The organism is Microvirga vignae (assembly GCF_001017175.1).
GTDB classification, from domain to species: domain Bacteria; phylum Pseudomonadota; class Alphaproteobacteria; order Rhizobiales; family Beijerinckiaceae; genus Microvirga; species Microvirga vignae.
This window is the reverse complement of record NZ_LCYG01000144.1, coordinates 1-20663: the sequence shown is the minus strand read 5'-3', so window position 1 is coordinate 20663 and position 20663 is coordinate 1. Positions and strand designations below refer to the sequence as shown.

Annotated in this window: 25 protein-coding genes and 1 tRNA gene; 15 read left to right on the top strand and 11 right to left on the bottom strand. The window is 61.4% G+C overall.

Translation table 11 applies throughout. The features are described from left to right. The 4 genes from AA309_RS31010 to AA309_RS30995 all read left to right on the top strand — a co-directional run. Positions 1-897, top strand: an 897-nt coding sequence (locus AA309_RS31010) for a biotin/lipoyl-containing protein (RefSeq protein WP_047192881.1), incomplete at its 5' end; no start/stop codon positions are given. 29 nt (positions 898-926) lie between these two features. Then, positions 927-1430, top strand: a complete 504-nt coding sequence (locus AA309_RS31005) for a gamma-glutamylcyclotransferase family protein (protein WP_047192875.1) — start codon at positions 927-929, stop codon at positions 1428-1430. Positions 1431-1511: 81 nt separating this feature from the next. Beyond that, positions 1512-1922 carry a DUF6766 family protein gene (locus AA309_RS31000; RefSeq protein WP_047192874.1) on the top strand — a complete coding sequence of 137 codons (411 nt, stop codon included), beginning with the start codon at positions 1512-1514 and terminating at the stop codon, positions 1920-1922. Between the two features lie 6 nt (positions 1923-1928). Continuing rightward, a complete protein-coding gene (locus AA309_RS30995; protein ID WP_047192873.1) occupies positions 1929-2222 on the top strand; it encodes an acylphosphatase in 294 nt (97 codons plus the stop codon). Here AA309_RS30995 and AA309_RS30990 read toward each other — a convergent pair. Further along, positions 2219-2626, bottom strand: a complete 408-nt coding sequence (locus AA309_RS30990; RefSeq protein ID WP_047192872.1) for a rhodanese-like domain-containing protein — start codon at positions 2624-2626, stop codon at positions 2219-2221. The genes AA309_RS30995 and AA309_RS30990 overlap by 4 nt on opposite strands. A 70-nt stretch (positions 2627-2696) precedes the next feature. Here AA309_RS30990 and AA309_RS30985 point away from each other — a divergent pair, with 70 nt between their 5' ends. Both AA309_RS30985 and AA309_RS30980 read left to right on the top strand, forming a co-directional pair. Then, entirely contained in the window at positions 2697-3389 is a 693-nt protein-coding gene (locus AA309_RS30985) for a DUF599 domain-containing protein (RefSeq protein WP_047192871.1), read from the top strand. Beyond that, entirely contained in the window at positions 3382-3663 is a 282-nt protein-coding gene (locus AA309_RS30980) for a DUF3253 domain-containing protein (protein ID WP_047192880.1), read from the top strand. Before AA309_RS30985 ends, AA309_RS30980 begins: the two co-directional genes overlap by 8 nt. Here the strand turns inward: AA309_RS30980 and AA309_RS30975 are convergent. Continuing rightward, the gene (locus AA309_RS30975; RefSeq protein WP_047192870.1) at positions 3624-4457 is read right to left on the bottom strand and encodes a YdcF family protein; all 834 of its coding nucleotides are present in this window, start codon (positions 4455-4457) and stop codon (positions 3624-3626) included. The genes AA309_RS30980 and AA309_RS30975 overlap by 40 nt on opposite strands. Before the next feature lie 25 nt (positions 4458-4482). Continuing rightward, a complete protein-coding gene (locus AA309_RS30970) occupies positions 4483-5184 on the bottom strand; it encodes a ribonuclease activity regulator RraA (RefSeq protein WP_047192869.1) in 702 nt (233 codons plus the stop codon). A gap of 139 nt (positions 5185-5323) precedes the next feature. Here AA309_RS30970 and AA309_RS30965 point away from each other — a divergent pair, with 139 nt between their 5' ends. Then, complete coding sequence (locus tag AA309_RS30965) at positions 5324-5902, top strand: hypothetical protein (protein ID WP_047192868.1); 579 nt, start codon at positions 5324-5326, stop codon at positions 5900-5902. A 6-nt stretch (positions 5903-5908) separates the two neighbouring features. Here the strand turns inward: AA309_RS30965 and AA309_RS30960 are convergent, their stop codons facing one another. The 4 genes from AA309_RS30960 to AA309_RS30945 form a co-directional block, all read right to left on the bottom strand. Continuing rightward, the gene (locus AA309_RS30960) at positions 5909-7081 is read right to left on the bottom strand and encodes an isovaleryl-CoA dehydrogenase (protein WP_047192867.1); all 1173 of its coding nucleotides are present in this window, start codon (positions 7079-7081) and stop codon (positions 5909-5911) included. Positions 7082-7264: 183 nt separating this feature from the next. Next, positions 7265-8167, bottom strand: a complete 903-nt coding sequence (locus tag AA309_RS30955; RefSeq protein WP_084731858.1) for a glycoside hydrolase family 25 protein — start codon at positions 8165-8167, stop codon at positions 7265-7267. Between the two features lie 93 nt (positions 8168-8260). Then, the gene (gene mgtE / locus AA309_RS30950; protein ID WP_150117863.1) at positions 8261-9685 is read right to left on the bottom strand and encodes a magnesium transporter; all 1425 of its coding nucleotides are present in this window, start codon (positions 9683-9685) and stop codon (positions 8261-8263) included. A 223-nt stretch (positions 9686-9908) separates the two neighbouring features. Continuing rightward, positions 9909-9993: transfer RNA gene (locus AA309_RS30945), tRNA-Leu, on the bottom strand. A gap of 230 nt (positions 9994-10223) precedes the next feature. On the opposite strand from AA309_RS30945, the gene lipB reads away from it, so the two are divergent. The 4 genes from lipB to AA309_RS30925 all read left to right on the top strand — a co-directional run bounded on the left by lipB (position 10224) and on the right by AA309_RS30925 (position 13983). Then, positions 10224-10952 (top strand): lipoyl(octanoyl) transferase LipB, encoded by a 729-nt coding sequence (gene lipB / locus AA309_RS30940; protein ID WP_047192877.1) that lies wholly within the window; start codon positions 10224-10226, stop codon positions 10950-10952. Between the two features lie 95 nt (positions 10953-11047). Next, positions 11048-11374, top strand: coding sequence for a hypothetical protein (locus AA309_RS30935; RefSeq protein WP_047192866.1), 327 nt, complete (start codon positions 11048-11050; stop codon positions 11372-11374). A gap of 114 nt (positions 11375-11488) precedes the next feature. After that, entirely contained in the window at positions 11489-13096 is a 1608-nt protein-coding gene (locus tag AA309_RS30930; RefSeq protein ID WP_047192865.1) for a carboxyl transferase domain-containing protein, read from the top strand. Positions 13097-13152: 56 nt separating this feature from the next. After that, positions 13153-13983, top strand: a complete 831-nt coding sequence (locus AA309_RS30925; protein WP_047192864.1) for a protein-L-isoaspartate O-methyltransferase family protein — start codon at positions 13153-13155, stop codon at positions 13981-13983. Here the strand turns inward: AA309_RS30925 and AA309_RS30920 are convergent. Continuing rightward, the gene (locus tag AA309_RS30920) at positions 13963-14235 is read right to left on the bottom strand and encodes a hypothetical protein (RefSeq protein WP_047192863.1); all 273 of its coding nucleotides are present in this window, start codon (positions 14233-14235) and stop codon (positions 13963-13965) included. The two genes, AA309_RS30925 and AA309_RS30920, sit on opposite strands and share 21 nt — an antisense overlap. A 679-nt stretch (positions 14236-14914) precedes the next feature. On the opposite strand from AA309_RS30920, the gene AA309_RS30915 reads away from it, so the two are divergent. Beyond that, complete coding sequence (locus tag AA309_RS30915; protein ID WP_047192876.1) at positions 14915-15742, top strand: tetratricopeptide repeat protein; 828 nt, start codon at positions 14915-14917, stop codon at positions 15740-15742. 161 nt (positions 15743-15903) lie between these two features. Here AA309_RS30915 and xth read toward each other — a convergent pair whose 3' ends face one another. Beyond that, positions 15904-16689, bottom strand: a complete 786-nt coding sequence (gene xth / locus AA309_RS30910; RefSeq protein ID WP_047192862.1) for an exodeoxyribonuclease III — start codon at positions 16687-16689, stop codon at positions 15904-15906. 93 nt (positions 16690-16782) lie between these two features. Between xth and AA309_RS30905 the strand changes: the two genes are divergently transcribed. Further along, positions 16783-17475 carry a ceramidase domain-containing protein gene (locus AA309_RS30905; protein ID WP_047192861.1) on the top strand — a complete coding sequence of 231 codons (693 nt, stop codon included), beginning with the start codon at positions 16783-16785 and terminating at the stop codon, positions 17473-17475. Further along, positions 17462-18010 (top strand): dihydrofolate reductase family protein, encoded by a 549-nt coding sequence (locus tag AA309_RS30900; RefSeq protein ID WP_047192860.1) that lies wholly within the window; start codon positions 17462-17464, stop codon positions 18008-18010. The genes AA309_RS30905 and AA309_RS30900 overlap by 14 nt, the downstream gene beginning before the upstream one ends. A 539-nt stretch (positions 18011-18549) precedes the next feature. Here AA309_RS30900 and AA309_RS30890 read toward each other — a convergent pair. Continuing rightward, positions 18550-19641, bottom strand: a complete 1092-nt coding sequence (locus AA309_RS30890) for an alkene reductase (RefSeq protein WP_047192858.1) — start codon at positions 19639-19641, stop codon at positions 18550-18552. A 227-nt stretch (positions 19642-19868) separates the two neighbouring features. Here AA309_RS30890 and AA309_RS30885 point away from each other — a divergent pair, with 227 nt between their 5' ends. Next, a complete protein-coding gene (locus AA309_RS30885) occupies positions 19869-20303 on the top strand; it encodes a hypothetical protein (RefSeq protein ID WP_047192857.1) in 435 nt (144 codons plus the stop codon). A gap of 35 nt (positions 20304-20338) precedes the next feature. Here AA309_RS30885 and AA309_RS35600 read toward each other — a convergent pair. Beyond that, positions 20339-20663, bottom strand: a 325-nt coding sequence (locus tag AA309_RS35600; protein WP_047192856.1) for a hypothetical protein, incomplete at its 5' end; no start/stop codon positions are given.

The following is a 20663-nucleotide window of genomic DNA, read 5'->3' as shown; positions in this document are numbered from 1 at the left end:
CTGACCGTGCGTAACGATACCGGTGTCTATGAGGGCGGCGAGATCTCGATCTATTACGATCCGATGATCGCCAAGCTCGTGACCCATGCGCCGACCCGTGAGCAGGCGATCGAGGCTCAGGCCACGGCGCTCGATGCCTTTGCCATCGACGGCATTCGCCACAACATCCCGTTCCTCTCCGCCCTCATGCAGCATCCGCGCTGGAAGAGCGGCAAGCTCTCCACGGGCTTCATCGCGGAGGAGTTCCCGCAAGGATTCAAGACTCCCGCTCCGCAGGGCGAGGTGGCTCTGCGCATGGCGGCTGTGGGGGCTGCCATCGACCACCTCATGAACGAGCGCAAGCGTCACATCTCGGGCCAGATGCGCGCCGCCTCCGCCTTCAAGTTCGACCGGGAGCGCGTGGTGCTCCTCGGCTCGGAGCGGCATGAGGTCGTGATCGAGGACGTCGAAGGCGGTTTTGCCGTCGTGATCGATGGCCAGTCCTGGCCTGTCAAATCCGATTGGGTGCCTGGCCAGCCGGTCTGGACCGGCACGGTAGGCAGCGAGACCTTTGCGGTGCAGGTGCGGCCCATCCTCAACGGTATTGCTCTCTCGCATGCGGGTGCCTCGGCCGAGGCGCGCGTCTATACCAAGCGCGAAGCCGAGCTTGCGGCCCTCATGCCCGAGCGTCTGGAAGCAGATACCGGCAAGCAGCTGCTCTGCCCCATGCCGGGTCTCGTGAAAGCGATCAGCGTGGCTCAGGGTCAGGAGGTGAAGGCCGGCGAACCGCTCTGCATCGTCGAGGCCATGAAGATGGAGAACGTGCTGCGCGCCGAGCGCGATGGCACAATTGCCAAAATTCATGCCAAAGAGGGTGATAGTCTCGCAGTCGATGCGGTCATTCTCGAGTTCGCTTGAGAGTAACCGGCCGCTTTTAAGCAGGTCTCATGCCCCTCTATTTCGCCTATGGGTCCAACATGGACCAAGCCGCTATGCTCCAGCGCTGCCCGGCCTCAAAGCCGGTGGGTATTGCGCGGCTCATGCGCCATCGCTTCATCATCTTCGATGAGGGTTATGCGTCCGTGGTGCGCGATCCCCAGCGCGTGGTCTGGGGCATGATGTGGGATCTGGCGCTGGGGGATGGGCCGGCGCTCGACCGCTACGAGAGCCTCTCGACCGGGCTCTATACCAAGATGGTTCAGCCGGTCGTGACGAAGCAGGGGCCTCGCCGCGCGGTCGTCTTTATCGGGCGCAGCGCGAAGCCCGGCACGCCAAAGCCTGGCTATATGGAAGGTGTCATCGAAGCCGCCACCCATGCCGGCCTGCCCGAGGTGTACATCCGAAGCCTCGGCGTCTGGCTGCCGAAGACGCAAAGTTCCATGGCCCCGGCTCCGCAGCAGCCCAATGTCCGCCCGCTCTTCGCTGCACCTTCCAGCACGATCCGCAAGTAGGATCGAGCAGCGTTTTCCCCTTTCATCAGAACCTTTGCCATAGGCGCGCGTTGAGTCCGCACGTTGCGTAAGAGGTCTGTAATGAACACGAAAACACACTCGATCTGGAAGGCTTATGGCTATGCCTGGGTGACCTTGGGCTTCTTCCTGATCTCACTGATCGGTCACTGGCTCTTCGGCTGGTTCGCCTACCTCAATGAGCAGCAGGCTCATGCTCAGCCTGTCGTGACGTCCGACTATCTTGTCCAGATGATGCGGGACACCCTGGAGAACTGGCAATCCGAGTTCCTGCAGCTTCTCTGGCAGGTCGGCGGCCTGGCAATCCTCCTTTATGTGGGCTCTCCCCAGTCGAAGGAGGGGGATGACCGCATTGAGGCGAAGATCGACGAGATTCTGCGCAAGGTAGACCCGCAGAATGGGGAGCGTATCATCCAGACGCTCGATGAGGATTATGCAGGCCGTCATACCGATGCCCGCCATGCACATTATTGAGGGACGATGACCACGAACCGAATTGCCCATGTGCTGATCCACGGACGTGTCCAGGGCGTGGGCTTTCGTGCCTGGATCCACCATCAGGCGGAATTGCACGGACTGAAAGGCTGGGTCCGGAACCGGTACGACGGCAGTGTCGAGGCGGTGTTCTCAGGTCCGGGCGAAATGGTCGAGGTCATGCTCAAGGCCTGCCATCAGGGGCCTGGGAGCTCCTTCGTACAACTTGTCGAGCCCGTGGAGGGGGCGGATCACGAACTCAATGATGCAAGTGGATTTGAGGTACGCAGAACCGTTTAGGTTTTGGGCTCCAGCTGCTCGACGGGCCCACCTGCCTTCTTCCACGCGGTGAAGCCGCCTTCGATATGAGCAACGGGCTTCAGCCCCATATCCTGGGCGGTGGCGGCCGAGAGGGCCGACCGCCAGCCGGCGGCGCAAAAGAACACGAAGGTTTTGTCCTGGGCAAAAACCGGTTTGTGATAAGGGCTTTCCGGATCGATCCAGAATTCCAGCATGCCGCGCGGGCAATGTACGGCCCCGGGGATGCGACCCTCCCGCTCCAGCTCGCGCGGATCGCGCAGGTCCACGAACACCACATCCTCGCGCCCGTGCAGCGCCATTGCCTCTTGTGTGGGCAAGGTTTGAATCTTTGCGCTGGCCTCCTCGAGTAATGTCTTGTAGCCGCGTGTAATGGTCTGAGGCATGGCTCGTCGCTCCCCGTTGAGGCTTTCTCCAAACTGGGCATGATAGCGGCAGAGTCAACGGAGGCGAAGGTTGCTGGGTTTTACCTTTCTCGATTACGCGGCGCTGGCTTTCTTCGTTCTGGCCTGGTTTGGCTATCATGCGGCCGTCGAGTTCACCGCTCCGGGGCAGAGAAGCCTCAACAAGGTGATGAACCAGTACCGTTTCCGCTGGATGGAGCAGCTGGTGGTGCGCGAAAACCGGATCGTCGATACCACGATCATGGCCTCCCTGATGAATGGCACAGCCTTCTTCGCCTCCACCTCACTCATTGCCATCGGCGGTGTGCTGGCCCTTCTGCGCTCGACGGAAGAGGTTCTGCCGATCTTTACCGAGCTGCCCTTCGGACTGCCTCCCACGCGTCTAGCCTGGGAGGTCAAGGTGATCGGCCTTGCGATCATCTTCGTCTATGCCTTCTTCAAGTTCGCTTGGTCGTACCGCCTCTTCAATTACATGGCGATCATCGTCGGCTCCGTTCCTGTGCTGAAGGAGGGCAGTCGCGAGGAAGCGATGGCCGTCGCCCGCCAAGCTGCTGCGATGAACGTAGTGGCAGGCAAGCATTTCAATCGAGGGCAGCGAGCCTTCTTCTTCTCGCTTGCCTATCTCGGCTGGTTCATCAGCGCCTATCTCTTCATTGCGGCGACGGCCGGCATCCTGTTCGTCATGTGGCGCCGGCAATTCCTGTCCGACGCGCGCGATGCTGCGCTGGGACGCGACCATGCCTAAGAACGCCAATACCGAAGAGATTGAAGCTGTCATGCTCGCGCTGCTCAGCGAGCGCGGCCCTGGCAAGACTATTGGGCCGGCGGATGTCGCTCAAGCCATCGGCGGCAATCAGCCGGATGGGTGGGGGCCTCTCATGCAGCCGGTGCGAAAGGTTGCCGTTCGCCTGATGAAGGAGGGACGGATCGCGATCCTGCGAAAGGGTAGGCCGGTCGATCCCGATGATTTTCGCGGCACCTATCGGCTTGCGCTCCCCACGGCAACCGACGAAGGCTGAGGAGCAGGAAACAGCTCGTTCATGCGGCCCGTCAGGTAATAGCCGATCAGACCGGCCCATTCCTTCGTGCCCACATCGAGCCGCCGCAGCCCATCGGAGACGAAGGCGAAGGGGCGATGGTTGTTCGATGCGCCGCCCGTGCGGAAATCCACCGGATAGGCCGTGACGGCAAAGCCCACCTTCTCGAAGACACCGATCGCGCGCGGCATGTGCCAGGCCGATGTCACGAGAAGCCAGCGTTCACCCTCGCGCGGCTGCACCAAGTGTCGTGAATAAGATGCGTTCTCCGATGTGGTGCGGGAGCGATCTTCCACGATGATGCGGGCAGGATCGATGCCGATGCTCCTGAAGTAATCAGCTATGATCGGAGCCTCTCGGGCCCCATCGCCGAACACGGTACCGCCGCCGCCAGAGATAAGAATTCGAGCCTTCGGATAGCGATGCGCCAGTTGAATCGTCTCGAGCACTCGTTCGGCTGATTCATTAGCAATCAGTTGGCCCCGAGAGATCGAGCCCGATGCCTCTACGGCGCCGCCGAGCAGAACAATCCCGTCCACCGGCTTTCCGTCGTCCTGAAACGGTGAAAAGCGCTCTTCCAACGGCACCATGAGATAGGTGGCAACGGGCAGAAGCCCCAATCCGATCGTCACAACGGTCATCGCGAAGGCGAGGCCGATGCCGAATGCCCTCAGATGGCCGAAGAGGGCGAGCACGAAGCCCAAGAGGATGAGGCTCAGAAGCAGGTTGGATGGCGTGGCGAAGAACCAGGCGACTTTGGAGACGTAGTAAAACACCAGCCACCCTTCTGCTTCGGATGATCTAAGCCTTCGACTCGGCCTCGTAGCGGGCCTTCGTCTCGGCATTCGGCGGGTAAAGGCCGGGGAGGGGCACGCCCTTCTCCACCTCGCGCATCACCCACAGCTCATAGCGCTCCTGCTCCACCGCAGCCTTCGCGACATCCTCGACCAGAGCGGCCGGAATGATGACTACGCCGTCACGGTCGGCGACGATCACGTCATCCGGGAAAATCGCCACGCCGCCGCAGCCGATGGGCTCCTGCCAGCCGACGAAAGTGAGGCCTGCGACCGATGGAGGAGCAGCGACACCTGAACACCAGACCGGCAGATTCGTGCCCTCGACGCCGACCGCATCACGCACCACGCCGTCCGTGATGAGAGCCGCGACGCCGCGCTTCTTCATGCGCGCGGTGAGAATATCGCCAAAGATCCCGGCATCGGTCACGCCCATGGAGTCGACGATCGCGATGCAGCCTTCGGGCATAGCCTCGATGGCCGCGCGGGTGGAAATGGGAGAGGCCCAGGACTCAGGTGTCGCCAAGTCTTCACGGGCAGGCACGAAGCGTAACGTGAAGGCGCGACCCACCATCTTTTCCGTGGCATTGAAGGCCGGCATCGGCCCTTTCATCCAGCAGCGGCGAATGCCTTTCTTGAGCAGAACGGTGGTAATCGTGGCAGTAGAGGCAGCGCGCAGCGCGTCGGCGATGGTTTTGTCGAGGGTCATGAGAGTTTCCTGACGTTGGGAGAAGCTACTCATAGCGGTCGGGCGCGCGGATTGCCACCGGAAGGCCGTTCAATCCTCTGCATCACTGTTTCGTCTGGTTGATGGTAATATCAGGACACTCGGATGGTTGGGAACCCTGATGAAACGCATCCTCGCCTTTTTGTTTCTGTGCCTCGCTCTCTTTGCACAACCTGCAGCGGCGGCGCCATCTGAGGCTGAAGCCGCGCGCCAGGCTGCTCAAGGTGTGGTTGCCGAGGTGCTGGGGGCGCTGGCCAATCGTGATTTTCAGAAGCTCGCTTCCTTCGTCGGGAGTGAGGGACTGATAGTGAGTCCTTATGTGTTCCTGGACGACAATGATGTGCGGCTGTCACGCGCAGATGTCGAGCGTTGTGCGACTGATCCGCAGATGCGGCTGTGGGGATACAAGGACGGCAGCGGCGATCCTGTCGAGACGACCTGCCGCCGCTATTTCGACGAGTTCGTGTGGAATGCGGATTACCGCAAGGCGGACGAGGTGCTTTACAACGAACCGCGCCAGCGCGGGAACGAGATCAACAACAATCACGCCGCCGCGCCTGACGGCATCGTCGTCGAACTGCACATTCGCCCTCAAGGTGCGCATGCTCCGATGAATTGGAAGAGCCTGCGCCTGATCTTTCGCAAGAGCGATCAGGGATTATCCCTGATCGCCTTCACGCGGGATGTCTGGACGATCTGACCGTCCTTAAGCTGTCTTCGTGAACAGCTCGCGGCCGATCAGCATGCGGCGGATTTCGCTGGTGCCTGCGCCGATCTCATAGAGCTTCGCGTCACGCAGCAGGCGGCCCGTCGGGTAATCGTTGATGTAGCCGTTGCCGCCCAGAAGCTGGATGGCATCGAGCGCCATCTTCGTGGCATTCTCGGCGGCATAGAGAATAGCGCCGGCCGCATCCTCGCGCGTGGTCTCGCCCCGGTCGCAGGCCTTGGCCACGGCATAGACATAGGCCTTTGAGGCATTCATCGTCACATACATGTCGGCGATCTTGCCCTGCACGAGCTGGAACTCGCCGATAGGCTGTCCGAACTGCTTGCGCTCATGGATGTAAGGCAGCACCACATCCATGCAGGCCTGCATGATACCCGTGGAGCCCGCCGCCAGAACCGCGCGCTCGTAGTCGAGGCCGGACATGAGCACGTTCACGCCTTTGCCAACCTGACCCAGCACGTTCTCCTCCGGTACTTCGCAATCCTCGAACACCAACTCGCAGGTGTCGGAACCACGCATGCCGAGCTTGTCGAGCTTCTGGTGCGTGGAGAAGCCCTTGAAGCCTTTCTCGATGAGGAAGGCGGTGATGCCGCGCGGACCAGCTTCCGGATCGGTCTTCGCGTAGACCACGAGCGTCTCGGCGGTGGGGCCGTTGGTGATCCACATCTTGTTGCCGTTGAGCACATAGCGATCGCCGCGCTTTTCGGCGCGGGTACGCATGGAGACCACGTCGGAGCCGGAGCCGGGCTCGGACATCGCCAGCGCACCCAAATGCTCGCCGGAAATCAGCTTGGGCAAATAGCGGCGCTTCTGCTCCTCATTGCCGTTGCGGCGGATCTGATTGACGCACAGGTTCGAATGCGCGCCGTAGGACAGGCCAACTGAAGCGGAGGCGCGGGAGATTTCCTCCATGGCGATCACATGCTCGAGATAGCCGAGGCCGGTGCCGCCGTATTCCTCTTCCACCGTGATGCCGTGAAGGCCGAGCTCGCCCATCTGGGGCCAGAGATCGCGCGGGAACTGGTTCGTGCGGTCGATCTCCTCGGCGCGCGGGGCGATCTTCTCCTGGGAGAAGTCTCGCACGGTCTCGCGGATCGCATCGGCGGTTTCGCCGAGGTCGAAATTGAAGGCTTTGGCGGCGTTTGGCAGCATTCCTGATTCCTCCACATGTCCATTCGCGTCGTTGCGCCGGATTGCTTGTTGTTCTGCCGATATCCTGGACAGCAATACTGACCTTTTCAAGCCGGGAGCCGGGGGAAATTGGTCGAATGAGCCGCAAACGAAAAACTCCCCTGCCTGGGACAGGGGAGTTTTTGAAGGGGCGTGATCGTGGGCCTACTCGTCGATGCTGGCGGTCTGGATCGGATCGAGGCCCTGGCACTTTCCGGCAGGGGCAAGCATACGGTAATCGCGCGGGTCGCAGGCGCTCTGGACGAACATGCGCCACTGGTTCTCGGTGCCGTAGAAAGTGTTGCGGTCCACGTCGCCGTCGATGCCGGGAACGCGGCCGGTCGTGGTGAACTGCCAGAAGGTCCAGCGGCGGTTGCTATAGCGCTCGTGGGGCTCGGCCGCGGTGCTGCGGATCCAGTAGGGATAGTCGTTGAACTCGCCTTCCAGGATTTCCTTATGGAAGGTGATGTCGGTGTAGATGATCGGGCGCTTGCCGGTGTGGGCTTCCATCTCACGCAGCATCACGTTGATCATGGCGAGCGCCTGCTCGCGCGGAACCTTCTTCGGGCAGTTCACGGACTGGCCGTTCCATTCCACGTCGAGGACCGGGGGCAGGGCCTCCGGGTCATAGGGCACATTCTTCTTGAACCAAGCAGCCTGCTCATGGGCCGGGCGGCACCAGAACACGAAGTGATAGGCGCCGCGCGGAACGCCGGCGCGTTTCGCGCCCATCCAGTTTTCCATGAAGCGGCTGTCCACATGGTCGCCGCCCTCCGTGGCCTTGATGAACGCGAATTGCGTACCGGCCTTGCGCAGCGAGGCCCAATCCACCTGGCCCTGCCACTTGGAGATGTCGACGCCGTGGATCGGGAGGCGATGAGCCTTGGCTACGCCCTGATGCGGGCGGGCATCGCTCTTCATCGGGTAGCGGCTTGAAGAGGTCGGCGCAACCGCACAGGACGCGAGCGTCAGGGCGACGGCGGCCAGGGCGCCAAATCGGGCAACCCGAAGGAACGTCGTCAGGCCGGAATTTCTGGAACGGCTGGGGGAACGGCGGCGTGTCTTCATCGGGCTTGACTGTAATGAACGCAGAACTTGATCGCATCAGGGATGCCCGAACTGGGTTAACAACCCCCTTACGATCCCGATCTTGCAATCAGATTACAGCTTAAACCAAAGCGTGGCTATTCCCAGGAAGGAGAAGAAGCCGACGATATCGGTGATCGTGGTCACGAATGGCCCCGAGGACACGGCGGGATCCACGCCGAGGCGGTTCAGGCCGAGAGGCACAAAGATGCCGCCAAGGGCTGCGAAGATCAGCACGGTGATGAGTGCAAGACCGATCACCAGCCCGATTTCGGGGGACTGGAACCAGAGCGCCGCCAATCCACCCATAATAACCGCGAAGACGATGCCGTTGAGCAGGCCGACAGCCGCTTCACGGGTGATGATGCGCCAAGCGTTCGAACGGCCGAGTTCTCGGGTGGCGAGCGCGCGCACGGCCACGGTCATGGTCTGCGTGCCGGCATTGCCGCCCATGGAAGCGACAATGGGCATGAGGATCGCCAAGGCCACCATGTGCTGAAGCGAACTCTCGAAAATGCGGATGACGCCCGCCGCGAGGAAGGCGGTGCACATATTGGCGAAGAGCCAGGGGAAGCGGCTACGCTGGATGTAGAAGACCGTATCCGACAGTTCTTCGTCCGGCTTCACGCCGCCGAGCTGCTTGATGTCGGCGTCTGCTTCTTCTTCGAGAACGTCGACGATGTCGTCGACCAGGATCACGCCCACGAGGCGGTTCGCCTCGTCCACAACGGCAGCCGAAACGAGGTTGAAGCGCTCGAAAAGGCGCGCCACCTCCTCCTGGTGCTCGGTGGCCTCCACCCGGTCCGGCTCGTCGTCCATGATCTCCTGGATCGTGATGGGACGCTTCGACCGCAGGAGCCTGTCGAGGGCGACGGCTCCCAAAAGGTGGCCTGCCGGGTCGATGACGAAGATCTCGTAAAAGGTTTCCGGCAGATCCGGCGTCTCGCGCATAAAGTCGATGGTCTGCCCCACGGTCCAGAACGGAGGCACGGCGATGAACTCGGTCTGCATGCGCCGACCGGCGCTGTCCTCGGGGTATTCGAGGGAGCGCTGGAGCGCGACGCGCTCCATGGCCGGGAGCTGTTCGAGAACCTCGGCCTTCTCCTCCGCGGGAAGGCTTTCCAGAATCGTGACCGCGTCATCGGAATCGAGCTCGCGGACACCCTCGGCCACAGTTGCGGTTTCGAGTTCTTCGAGGATCTCCTCGCGAACGGCCTCGTCCACCTCTGTCAGCGCGGTGAAGTCGAAGGCCGATCCCAACAATTCGATGAGGCGAGGGCGGTGGTCGGGCTCAAGCGCTTCGAGCAGGTCGCCGAGCTCGGATTCGTGAAAGTCTTCCACCAGCTCCCGCAGCCGCTCGGTATCCGATGCTTCGATGGCATCGGCAGCGGCGGCGAGGAATTCCAGATTGAGCTCACCTTCCTCGTCCCTGAAGGCCAGGGGCTGAGAGACCGGCCCTTCGGGCGGTGGAAGCGTCGCGTTGTTTTCGACTTCCATCATGGCCTGTCCTCAAGAAGGTTGTTGAGGCCTTTTAGGAGCGTGCGCAAGTCAGTGCAATGCGCCTGAAAAGCCTCGTTCAGGGAATCGTTTAGTCGCCGTTTCTGCAGGGTTGATTCAGGCTCCTGAGAAAGCGATTCAAGAACCTGGGGCGTCATTCAATATGAGCAACAAAAAAGGCCCCGCAAAAGGGGCCTCTTTGTCATGCCTGTGGCACGTAATGAGTTGGTGCGGCCAAGAGGACTCGAACCTCCACGGGTCTCCCCACTAGCACCTCAAGCTAGCGCGTCTACCAATTCCGCCATGGCCGCGGAACTCGTTTTCAGGAGTGTTTTTCCTGAAGAGGTGGTCGCTCTAACAGATCGATCCGGGCACTGCAAGCCCATCTTTGCAGTCTGTCGCGAAACTCGACATTTCGACAGGGAAGATGTGCATGACACAGTGATCAATCCCTATATGAAGGCCAAGCCTGAAGGATCACGTGTTGACCCTCGCCGACCTTAAGGATCAGAACGTTCCCCTCCATCAAGCAGAAGGTGACATGGTGTCGAACCTGCGTGACAGCTTGGCCGATCTTTTTTTGAGCGAGAGCGGCGATTCCGTGGAATGGGCTATCGCCGAGGGGCTGACGCCTTATGAGCAGGCGGTTGCCTTCATGGAAGCACGGGCCCAGGCGATTGCCGAGGGCCAGGCGCGTGAACTCGTCTGGCTCGTGGAGCATCCCCCGCTTTATACCGCCGGAACCTCGGCACAGCCTTCCGACCTCGTCGAACCGAACCGGTTTCCGGTTCATCAGACAGGGCGGGGAGGACAGTATACCTATCACGGTCCCGGTCAGCGGGTAGCCTACGTGATGCTCGACCTGAAGCGTCGTAAGCCCGACCTGCGCCGTTATGTGGCAACCCTCGAATCGTGGCTGATCCAGACCCTTGCCGAATTCAACATCCAGGGCGAGCGGCGTGAGGATCGGGTAGGCGTGTGGGTGCGCCGGCCCGACAAAGGCGAAACCGCCGAGGACAAGATCGCCGCCATCGGCATCCGTGTCCGGCGCTGGGCGACCTATCATGGAATCAGCCTGAACGTGGAACCGGACCTTGCCCATTTTACCGGCATCGTCCCCTGCGGTGTCACGCAGCACGGGGTGACCAGTCTCGTGGACTTAGGGATTCTCGTGACCATGCCCGAAGTCGATGCGGTGATGCGCAAGGCCTTCGAGGATATCTTTGGCCCGACCGAGAGGGTGGAGGCGCCGTTGCTCTCCGGCAACTGAGGGGCAGTTTTTCACACGTGCTATGGTCAGGCTTCTCCTCGAGGCCGCTTCGTGCTCTAAGCTAGAGTAAACGGCTGACCATTGGCGGACCTTTCATGCAACGCATTCTCCTTGCCTCTCTTCTTCTCGTAAGCGTTTCGGCCTGTGCCTATCGTCCCGATCCGGCGGATCTGATCCATGTCGTCGATTCGCCTGCCGACGTTCGCGTCTGCCAGCGGCTCGGCGAGGTGAGCCCCGTCGTGTCGACCACCCCGGGATTCGGCTCTGCGACGGACAGCATGAAGGAGGCGGTGGTCGCCCTGGGCGGCACACATCTTTACCTCGAGAAGAACTCCGAAGATTGGTCGCTCGTGCGCGGCATCGCCTATCGCTGCGGCCCCGGCGTCGTCCAGCGGGAAACCGTCATTCGGGCGAAAGGCTAACGCGCAAGCCCCACAAGCGGAGTTGCGCGGGCTCCCTGGTCCCAGCTACTGACGGAGAGCCCCACGGTTCAGCCGTGAAGGAGCTAATCAAGAAAAACCAGGGAGCCAAAGGCCGTGCCCGTCATTACTACCTCTGCCGATCTTTCATCGGACACCGCGCGGGCGAACCGCGCCGCTTGGGCGGATCTCGCCCGTGATCTTGAGGCCAAGCGGCAGGCCGCCGCCGAGGGCGGGCCTGCAAAGGCGCGGGAGCGCCATCTCGCCCGCGGCAAGCTTCTGCCGCGCGAGCGTGTGATGCGGCTACTCGATCCCGGCGCGCCTTTCCTGGAACTCGGTTCTCTTGCGGCTTACGGCATGTACGAGGATGCGATCCACGGCGCCGGGATCATCACCGGCATCGGCCGGGTGGAAGGCCGCGAGGTCATGATCGTCTGCAACGACTCGACGATCAAAGGCGGCACTTATTATCCGATGACGGTGAAGAAGCATCTGCGCGCGCAGGAGATCGCGCGCGAGAACCGTCTGCCCTGCATCTATCTGGTCGATTCCGGCGGCGCGAATCTGCCGCACCAGACGGAAGTCTTCCCCGACCGCGATCACTTCGGCCGCATCTTCTACAACCAGGCGACTCTGTCCTCGATGGGCATTCCGCAGATCGCCTGTGTCATGGGCTCGTGCACGGCGGGCGGCGCCTATGTCCCTGCCATGTCGGACGAGACCATCATCGTGCGCCGCCAAGGCACGATCTTCCTCGGCGGACCGCCCCTCGTGAAAGCGGCGACCGGCGAGGTGGTGTCGGCGGAAGATCTCGGCGGCGCGGATGTGCACGCGCGCCAGTCGGGCGTGGCGGATCATTACGCGACTGACGACGTGCATGCTCTCGCCATCGTGCGCCGCATCGTCGGCACGCTCAACTCGCGCAAGACAATCGACATCGACCTCGCCGAGCCGGTGGAGCCGAAATTCGCCGTCGACGATCTCGATGCGATCGTGCCGACGGATCTCAAGAAGCAGTACGACATTCGCGAGGTCATCGCGCGCTTGGTCGATGGCTCCGAGTTCGACGAGTTCAAGCGGCTTTATGGTACCACGCTCGTGACAGGCTTCGCCCGGATCTGGGGCATGCCGGTCGGCATCATCGCCAACAATGGCATCCTGTTCTCCGAAAGCGCGCTGAAGGGCGCGCATTTCATCGAGTTGTGCTGCCAGCGCCGCATTCCGCTGCTCTTCCTGCAGAACATCTCAGGCTTCATGGTGGGCCGTCAGTACGAAGCGGGCGGCATTGCCAAGGATGGCGCGAAGCTCGTCACAGCCGTGGCCTGCGCTCAGGTGCCGAAGATCACGCTGCTCGTCGGCGGCTCGTTCGGTGCGGGCAATTACGGCATGTGCGGCCGCGCCTATTCTCCGCGCTTCCTCTTCACTTGGCCGAACTCCCGTATCTCGGTGATGGGCGGCGAGCAGGCGGCAAGCGTTCTCGCCACCGTGCGGCGCGATAACATCGAGGCTGAGGGCAAGTCCTGGAGCGCGGAAGAGGAGGAGGCCTTCAAGGCGCCCATCCGCAGCAAATACGAGGAGGAGGGATCGCCATATCACGCTACCGCGCGCCTGTGGGACGACGGCATCATTCTGCCGTCGGAAACCCGCCGCGTCCTGGCGCTCGCCTTCTCCGCCGCACTAAACGCGCCGATTCCTGAAACGAAGTTCGGCGTGTTCAGGATGTAAGCGGACGGATTCGGAGGAAGCTTGGAACCCGGTGGGGCTGGTGCGAATTTCAAGGTATGTCCAAGAGTCCGCTTGAGACATATCGCTCCGACTATGCTGAGCAGATCGCGCGCCTGACCGATCTTCGTGACAGGCGCATCGAGCAGGCTTTTGCCACAGTCCCCCGCGAGAACTTTCTCCCTGCACCACCCTGGACCACAATCAGTTCGGGCATTGCGACACAGACGAGCGATCTCGCCGATATCTATGACAACGTCCTGGTTGCCATCGACCGGGTGCGTGGCATCAACAATGGCGAGCCCGCGCTCCATGCGGATTGGCTCGATGCGGTAAGCCCACAGCCGGGCGAGATGGTGATTCATGTAGGGGTGGGCACAGGCTATTATTCCGCGATTCTGTCTCGTCTCGTGGAGCCGGGCGGACAGGTGGAGGCTTATGAATACGAGGCGGATCTTGCCGCCAAGGCCACACTGAATTTAGCAGACTATCGCAATGTGAGTGTGCACGCCGGCTCTGCCTTCGGACGACCGCTTCCGCCTGCGGATGTGATCTACGTGAACGCCGGTGTCGTTGCTCCGGATGTCGAATGGCTGAAGGCGCTCAATCCAGGCGGGCGGCTGATCTTTCCATGGCAGCCGGGTAAGGGCTGGGGGCCTGCCATTCTGGTCAACCGCCAGACGGGAGGCTTCAGCGCCAAGCCGCTCATGACGGTAGGCTTCATCTCATGCAGCGGTGTGGTTGAGAAGCCGCCGATCAGTCGCCTCCCAACCCAGATCGATCTGGCTGCGGTCCGCTCGGTTTGGATTGGGAGTGAACGTGCTCCGGATAAAAGTGCTGTGGCAGTCTACGAAGACGTCTGGTTCTCATCAGCGGAAATCGAGCCTTGAAAGAAACATGGCCGGAGGAGATGCGGCCATGAGCATCTGCAAAAGCCCTTGGATGATGAAGAGGTCCTTGTGGCTGATGAACGTGCCCTCTTTGAAGGTGGCGAAGAGCTGCGCCTCGCAAGCCGACCCAGAACACGTCCAGAACACGTCCTCGCCGAGATCGCCATCGATCGTATCGTTGCCTTCATTGCCGACAAGCATGTTCTTGCCGCTGTTGGCGGTGATCTTGTTGGCTTTGTCGCTGCCGAGCACATTGAAGCCGAGGCATCGACTGGGACGATCTGTGGGATGATGAAATCTTCCTCATCAGCGCCGAGAAACTAAAGGCCAAGGTGCGGATTGTCGGTAGCCGTCCTGACCTCTCCGTCAGTCGTCGAGATGCCTACCTGACGTCTCCTGCATGTAGATCCCCGTTAAACCGATATCCTCAAAACGACATAACATAACTTTGAAATGTGAATGGGCAGATAGGCTGGCAGGACGCTTGAGTGTGGATGCCCGTGTGCTCTAGCGCACATGACGGAAACTGATTCTTTAATTGTGGCAGCTCCAGGATCGAGCCGTTTGATCGATATCAACCATGACCACCCTTGGGCTGGTCAGGAATGTTGCCGGCCCGCAACACCTCAAAACCTTCATCATCATACCGCTCTTGGCCCAAACGCCGCCGCGATCCCGCCATAAACGGCGCTCACCTGTTAAAGACAGCTAAAGTGCTTCTAAACCAACGCTTTATGACGAAGCGCTTCAGGGGTGATCCGGATTAACGCTATCGGACGGCCTGTCGCGCGGAATATTGCATAGGTGGCGCAGCACATGGCAGATCACGAGAGTTCCATTCCGTTAGGGCCTCCCGTGAGAACCGGATGGAAAAGAGTTAAAGTCCATGAACGCGCGCCTGATCAACAAGCTGAAGCTGACGAACCGTCGGATGACGGTGGCTTCTTGCGCGCTCGTTCTGCTCGGGTCTTCCTCGGCCTTTGCTCTCGATGCGGCACCGCGTCCCCAGCCGTTGACTCCTGCTCTCGCACCCGTCCTTGCACCTTCTGCCAAGTACGGATCGGTTCGCGAGGCTTTGCGCACCGGCATGCGCGACTACAACGCCGGCGACAAACTCGGAGCTGCTGCTGCACTCGAATACGCAGCAGGGCAGGGGCATACGCTGGCGCTCTGGAAACTTGGGCGCATGTATGCTGACGGGGATGGCGTCGAGCACGACGATCTGAAAGCGTTTGAGTATTTCTCAAGGCTTGCGGACCAGCATGCGGACGAGAGCCCGGATTCTCCCAATGCGATGGTCGTTTCCAGCGCTTTCGTGGCGCTCGGCACTTATTTCCTGGATGGCATCAAGGGCAGCTACGTGACCGCCAATCCGGGCCGCGCCGTGGAGATGTTCAGCTACGCGGCGTCCTATTTCAGCGATTCCAATGCGCAGTACAATCTGGCCCGCCTCTACATGGAGGGAACGGGCGTCGCGCGGAATGCACGTCAGGCCGCGCGCTGGTTCAATCTGGCCGCCGAGAAGGGGCATCACCCCTCACAGGCGCTCCTCGGCCACATGCTGATCAACGGGCAGGGTGTGCCGCGCCAGCGGGCTAAGGGTCTCATGTGGCTGACGCTTGCGCGCGAGGCCGCGGCCGAGAACGGTAAGGATCAGTGGATCGAGAGCCTCTATGCGGAAGCCTTCGCAGCCGCGGACGAGAGCGACCGTAAGCTGGCGCTTGCCCTGCTCGAGCAATACATCCAGTCCCGTCGATAAAGCCTCGGACCCAAAAGTGGACCCACTTTTGGGATCGATCCGATGCTCTCTTCCTCAGGGAGCGCATCGTTCGGGGCGGAAAACCGGATCCCCTTTTCCCTGACGTGGCCCTTCGGGTCGCTGACGCGGACCTCCGGTTCCGCACGATGCGCTGATCCCGCCTAGTCGATATTGAGATCCACCATGACCGGCACGTGATCCGAGGGCTTGTCCCATCCGCGCACTTCCTTGCGGATCGATGCGCTTTTCAGCTTGTCCTGCGCCTGAGGCGACAGCAGCAGATGGTCGATGCGGATGCCGTTGTTCCGCTGGAAGGCCCCCGCCTGATAATCCCAGAACGAGTAGAGCCCCGGCTGGTCGCTGCAGGCACGCACGGCGTCGCTGAAGCCGAGATTCTCAAGCTCCCGGAATTTTGCGCGGCTTTCCGGCCGGAAAAGCGCATCGTTAGCCCAAGCCTCGGGATTGGCCGCATCCTTAGGCTCAGGTATGACATTGTAGTCGCCGCAGAGCACAAGCGGCTCTTCCAGCCCGTGCAAACGACGCGCATGCGCGATGAGCCGATCCATCCAGGCGAGCTTGTAGTCGAATTTGGGCGTGCCAATGGGATTGCCGTTGGGCAGGTAGATGGAGGCGACCCGCACCACGCCTGCCGACGTCGATATGACGCCTTCAAGATAACGCGCCTGCTCATCGCCATCATCGCCCGGCAGCCCGCGCCGGATATCCTCCAATGGCTTCTTGGAAAGGATGGCGACGCCGTTGTAGGTCTTCTGGCCATGGGTGACGACATTGTAGCCCAGCGCTTCGACCTCGGCCCTCGGGAACGCCTCGTCCATGCACTTCAGTTCCTGCAGGCAAAGCACATCGGGATCCGCACTTTTCACGAAAGTGGCGAGGTGATCCAATCGCTGCTTGATCGAATTCACGTTCCAGGTGGCTATGCGCATGGTGTGGGTCTCGTTGGCCTGTTCGCACTTTCATCGGATGTTCGTCGAAAGCTTGCAAGCTGGAACCCACCACCATCCCCACGGTTGCAGCCCATGGACCCATCCTGGTTTCAGCCCATCGACAGCTATTGCGAGCGGATCGACGCCAGCTTCTGGGCGGAGCCGGTCAATGCGATCACGAACGGATTCTTCCTGCTTGCCGCAGCACATGCGCTTTGGGTCTGGCGAGGGCAGCAGCCACGGGACTGGCCTTCTCTTTGGCTCATCGCCGTCACCGCCATCGTCGGAATCGGGAGCTTCCTGTTCCACACCTTCGCCAACCGATGGTCATTGCTCGCGGATGTGCTGCCGATCGCGGCGTTCATCTACAGCTATTCCCTGCTCGCTATGCGCCGTTATCTGCGCCTTGGGACCGGAGTGGCGATTGCAATCACTCTCGTTTTCGCAGCCTTCAATGTCAGCTTCGGGCGCCTGTGGTGGGGGCTCTTTCCGGGTGTCACTCTCAATGGTTCGGTGAGCTATCTGCCCGCCCTGATGGCGATGTTCGCAGTTGGCACTGGGTGTTATCGAGCAAATGCCGGGCAGACGGGCAGGGCGCTTGTGCGGGCCGGGTTGGCCTTCGCACTGTCGCTGACGTTCCGCTCCATCGACAGCGCGGCCTGCTCTGCGCTACCACTTGGTACGCATGCGCTCTGGCACATGCTGAATGCGCTCGTTCTGTGGATCCTCATGAACACGGCTCTCGCGCATGCCCCCGATGAAAGGCCGCTTCATGTCCCGTGTTGAAATCCATGGCTATGCCATCGTCTCCGACAATGACCGCATTGCCGATGCGACGGGACGCACGCCGGATGTGCTGCGCAACGATGCGGATTGGGCCTACTTTCAGGCCGAACTCAACCGGTCCGACGTGACGGTGCTCGGACGTTTGGGCCATGAAGCTAATCCTAATCCGAGAGGCCGCGTGCGCGTGGTCCTGTCCTCCTCGTCGCCGGGGATCGAGCGGCGGGCCGACGGCTGGTGGTGGAATCCTCAAAAGCTCTCATGGGGGGAGGCCATCCGCAGAGTTCTGCCTCATGGTGGCCGGGTCGCGGTGCCTGGCGGGCGGCAGGTCTTCGATCTCTTCCTCGCCATCGGCTATGACGCCTTCCATCTCACCCGGGCAGAGGGCGTGGTCGTGCCCGATGGAGTGTCCGTGTTCTCCGAATGCGAGGCCGGCAAGAGCGCAGAAGCGATCCTCGCTTCTGCGGGCCTCAAGCCGGGTGACAAGCGGATCCTCGATCCAGATGGACCAGTCAGTCTCATGGTTTGGCGCCGCTGAACGGAAACCTACCAGCTGGCGCCGAGTTGACGTGGATACCTCTTTTCCGGGAGGAGCACATGCACCGCAAGTTTTCAGCTGTTCTGATCATCAGCTGCCTCATGGCAGGTACCGCCTGGGCCCAAGGCTCGTCTTCCAGTGGAGGCAGCTCGGGCGGCGGGGGGATGGGCGGTTCTTCCGGAGGTGCCGCACCATCGACAGGAGTAACCGGCTCAACCGGTTCTGCGACTGTCCCCAATTCGCCGACCCTTCCGCTTCCACGGCAGGATGCCCAGACGCCGACCCCGAACGCAAACCAAGATGCCGCCCAAACCGGTGCGAACGGGAGGCCGACACCTCCTCCTGGCACCGAAGGCAGCACGGGAGGAACTGCAGGCAACCGTGCGGCTCCCGCCACGACCGGAGGCATCGGTGGTGTCAATCGACAGCCGGGCCAGCCTTCTGCCGTCGGCCCGTCCGCACGGGAGGACGAGCTGCTCAAGGAAGGTGAAGAGCTGGAGCAGAAGGCCAGGCGCGGCGTTTGTCAGGGATGTTAAGGTTCAGGCAGCCTCGCTCAGGTTCGGATAATCCGTGTAACCCTTGGCGTCGCCGCCATAGAAGGTAGCGCGGTCAGGCTGGTTGAGCGGTGTGTTCAGGCGGAAGCGCTCGACGAGATCCGGATTGGCGATGAAGAGACGACCAAGCGCCACGAGATCAGCGCGGCCGCTCGCGATCGCCTCGGCGGCCATCTCACGATCATAGCCGTTATTGGCGATGTAAGTGCCGCGGAAAGAGCGTCGAAGGCCCAGATAATCCACGTTCACCGCGTGACGGTCGCCCTGGGTCGCGCCCTCGATCATGTGAATGTACCCGATGCCGAGTCCGTCGAGCTTCTCGACCACGTGGCTAAACAGCGCCTGCGGGTTGGAATCGGCGGCATCGTTCACGGGGGCAGGCGAGAGGCGAATGCCTACGCGTCCCTTATCCCACACCTTCAGCACGGCCTCTGTGGCTTCCAGAGCGAGGCGGGTTCGGTTCTCGATGGACCCGCCATAGGCATCGGTGCGCTTGTTCGCGCCATCCTTCATGAACTGGTCGAGCAGATAGCCGTTCGCCGCGTGAATCTCGACACCGTCGAAACCGGCTTCCTTCGCATTGCGGGCCGCCTGTTCGTAATCCCGCAGGATGCCGGGGATCTCGGAGAGTTCGAGGGCACGGGGCTCGGATACGTCGGCGAAGCCTTCCTTAAGATAGGTCTTCGTGTTGGCGCGAATGGCCGAGGGACCAACCGGAGCACCGGCATTCGGCTGCAGAGAAGCGTGCGATACGCGGCCCACATGCCAGAGCTGGATGAAGATGCGTCCGCCGGCCGTGTGAACGGCATCCGTCACCTTGCGCCAGCCGGCGACCTGCTCGGGCGTGTAGATGCCCGGCGTGCGCAGATATCCCTGGCCCTGCTGGGAGATCTGCGAGCCTTCGGAGATCAGCAGGCCGGCGCTGGCGCGCTGGGTGTAATAGGTCGCGGCGATGTCGCGCGCCACATCGCCCTCCTGGGCGCGGTTTCGGGTGAGGGGAGCCATCACCAGCCGGTTCGGCAGGGTCAGGCCGCCGAGTTGATAGGGCTGGAACAATGCATTCGGATCGGCGCTCATATAAACCTCGATTGGCTCTGTGAAATTCTGTGAAGCACAGGCTGTCACGAGATATGAGCGCCCCCGATTCCCGCAACGGAGGAGCTGCCATGCAAAAATATGATGGCTCGGAAAGCCAGGGAAACAAAGGTTTTCAAGGACCTCATAAGCATTCGTTAACCATGCGCACGCATTCTTCTCCCACAGGCCGATGGAAAGATTCCCGGCGAACTCACGGGGGAGCGCTCATGACGGATAAGAGCTTCGAAGAGACGATCCGCGAGAGGATCGCGGCAGTCGAGCTGGTGGCGGAATCGATTGCGGGACAGGGCAGGGACACTGATCTGCATGACCTGCGCGTCCTGCTCATCAACATCATGAGCCTCTTGATGCGTGATCCTGGTGTGGAGGCCGCTGTCGATGATCTCTATGCGGCTGCAAAAGCCATCGAGAGGGATGCCGCAATTGGCGTACATCCCGTTCCCAGAAATGTTCGTTGCCTCCGCACGGCGCTGACGCGCTTCTCTGAGCGGGTGCCGATGGTTGCCGGCCTGTCGGAGCCTGACGATGCGCGCCGCTTCCGCGGTCTTGAGGCGGCCTACGCCGTTCAGCTGGAGCGCACCGCAGAAGCAACCGCAGAAGCAGATGTCGAGGAAGCGGCTGATGCCCGCTCGGCTGCATGAGACAGGCGGCTTCTCGTCTTCAGCTCCGCCGCTCCTCAGAGTACGTAATAGTGCGTTGATGGATCGGTTTGGATTACACCCGACGAGATGTCATCCTGCAGCCCGGCAAACTGATATTGATCGGTGATGACGGGATCGGGGGACGGAGATGCAAAGAGAGCCGTTCCGAAGTCCTGAGCATCGTCAGCGGGGAGCGTGACTTCGTTTTGCCCCATGAGGCCGTCAGCGATGATGTCCTTCTGCTCGTGAATGTCGACCGTCTTGGAAACGACATTACCCCAAGTCCCCTCATGTCGCTCCGTTGTGGTCTTGTCGGCCGTGACTGTGACGATGATGCCTGAGATCAGCGACTTTCCGGGC

Bases quoted from the DNA above. Each gene is read 5' to 3' on its own strand.
- lipB (WP_047192877.1), top strand. From the start codon at position 10,224: ATGGTGTCGAACCTGCGTGACAGCTTGGCCGATCTTTTTTTGAGCGAG.
- AA309_RS30960 (WP_047192867.1), bottom strand. From the start codon at position 7,081: ATGCTGCCAAACGCCGCCAAAGCCTTCAATTTCGACCTCGGCGAAACC.
- AA309_RS30915 (WP_047192876.1), top strand. From the start codon at position 14,915: ATGACGGTGGCTTCTTGCGCGCTCGTTCTGCTCGGGTCTTCCTCGGCC.
- AA309_RS30935 (WP_047192866.1), top strand. From the start codon at position 11,048: ATGCAACGCATTCTCCTTGCCTCTCTTCTTCTCGTAAGCGTTTCGGCC.
- AA309_RS30900 (WP_047192860.1), top strand. From the start codon at position 17,462: ATGTCCCGTGTTGAAATCCATGGCTATGCCATCGTCTCCGACAATGAC.
- mgtE (WP_150117863.1), bottom strand. From the start codon at position 9,685: ATGATGGAAGTCGAAAACAACGCGACGCTTCCACCGCCCGAAGGGCCG.
- AA309_RS30970 (WP_047192869.1), bottom strand. From the start codon at position 5,184: ATGACCCTCGACAAAACCATCGCCGACGCGCTGCGCGCTGCCTCTACT.
- AA309_RS30980 (WP_047192880.1), top strand. From the start codon at position 3,382: ATGCCTAAGAACGCCAATACCGAAGAGATTGAAGCTGTCATGCTCGCG.
- AA309_RS30995 (WP_047192873.1), top strand. From the start codon at position 1,929: ATGACCACGAACCGAATTGCCCATGTGCTGATCCACGGACGTGTCCAG.
- xth (WP_047192862.1), bottom strand. From the start codon at position 16,689: ATGCGCATAGCCACCTGGAACGTGAATTCGATCAAGCAGCGATTGGAT.
- AA309_RS30925 (WP_047192864.1), top strand. From the start codon at position 13,153: ATGTCCAAGAGTCCGCTTGAGACATATCGCTCCGACTATGCTGAGCAG.
- AA309_RS30905 (WP_047192861.1), top strand. From the start codon at position 16,783: ATGGACCCATCCTGGTTTCAGCCCATCGACAGCTATTGCGAGCGGATC.
- AA309_RS30890 (WP_047192858.1), bottom strand. From the start codon at position 19,641: ATGAGCGCCGATCCGAATGCATTGTTCCAGCCCTATCAACTCGGCGGC.
- AA309_RS30885 (WP_047192857.1), top strand. From the start codon at position 19,869: ATGACGGATAAGAGCTTCGAAGAGACGATCCGCGAGAGGATCGCGGCA.
- AA309_RS30965 (WP_047192868.1), top strand. From the start codon at position 5,324: ATGAAACGCATCCTCGCCTTTTTGTTTCTGTGCCTCGCTCTCTTTGCA.
- AA309_RS31005 (WP_047192875.1), top strand. From the start codon at position 927: ATGCCCCTCTATTTCGCCTATGGGTCCAACATGGACCAAGCCGCTATG.
- AA309_RS30990 (WP_047192872.1), bottom strand. From the start codon at position 2,626: ATGCCTCAGACCATTACACGCGGCTACAAGACATTACTCGAGGAGGCC.
- AA309_RS31000 (WP_047192874.1), top strand. From the start codon at position 1,512: ATGAACACGAAAACACACTCGATCTGGAAGGCTTATGGCTATGCCTGG.
- AA309_RS30955 (WP_084731858.1), bottom strand. From the start codon at position 8,167: ATGAAGACACGCCGCCGTTCCCCCAGCCGTTCCAGAAATTCCGGCCTG.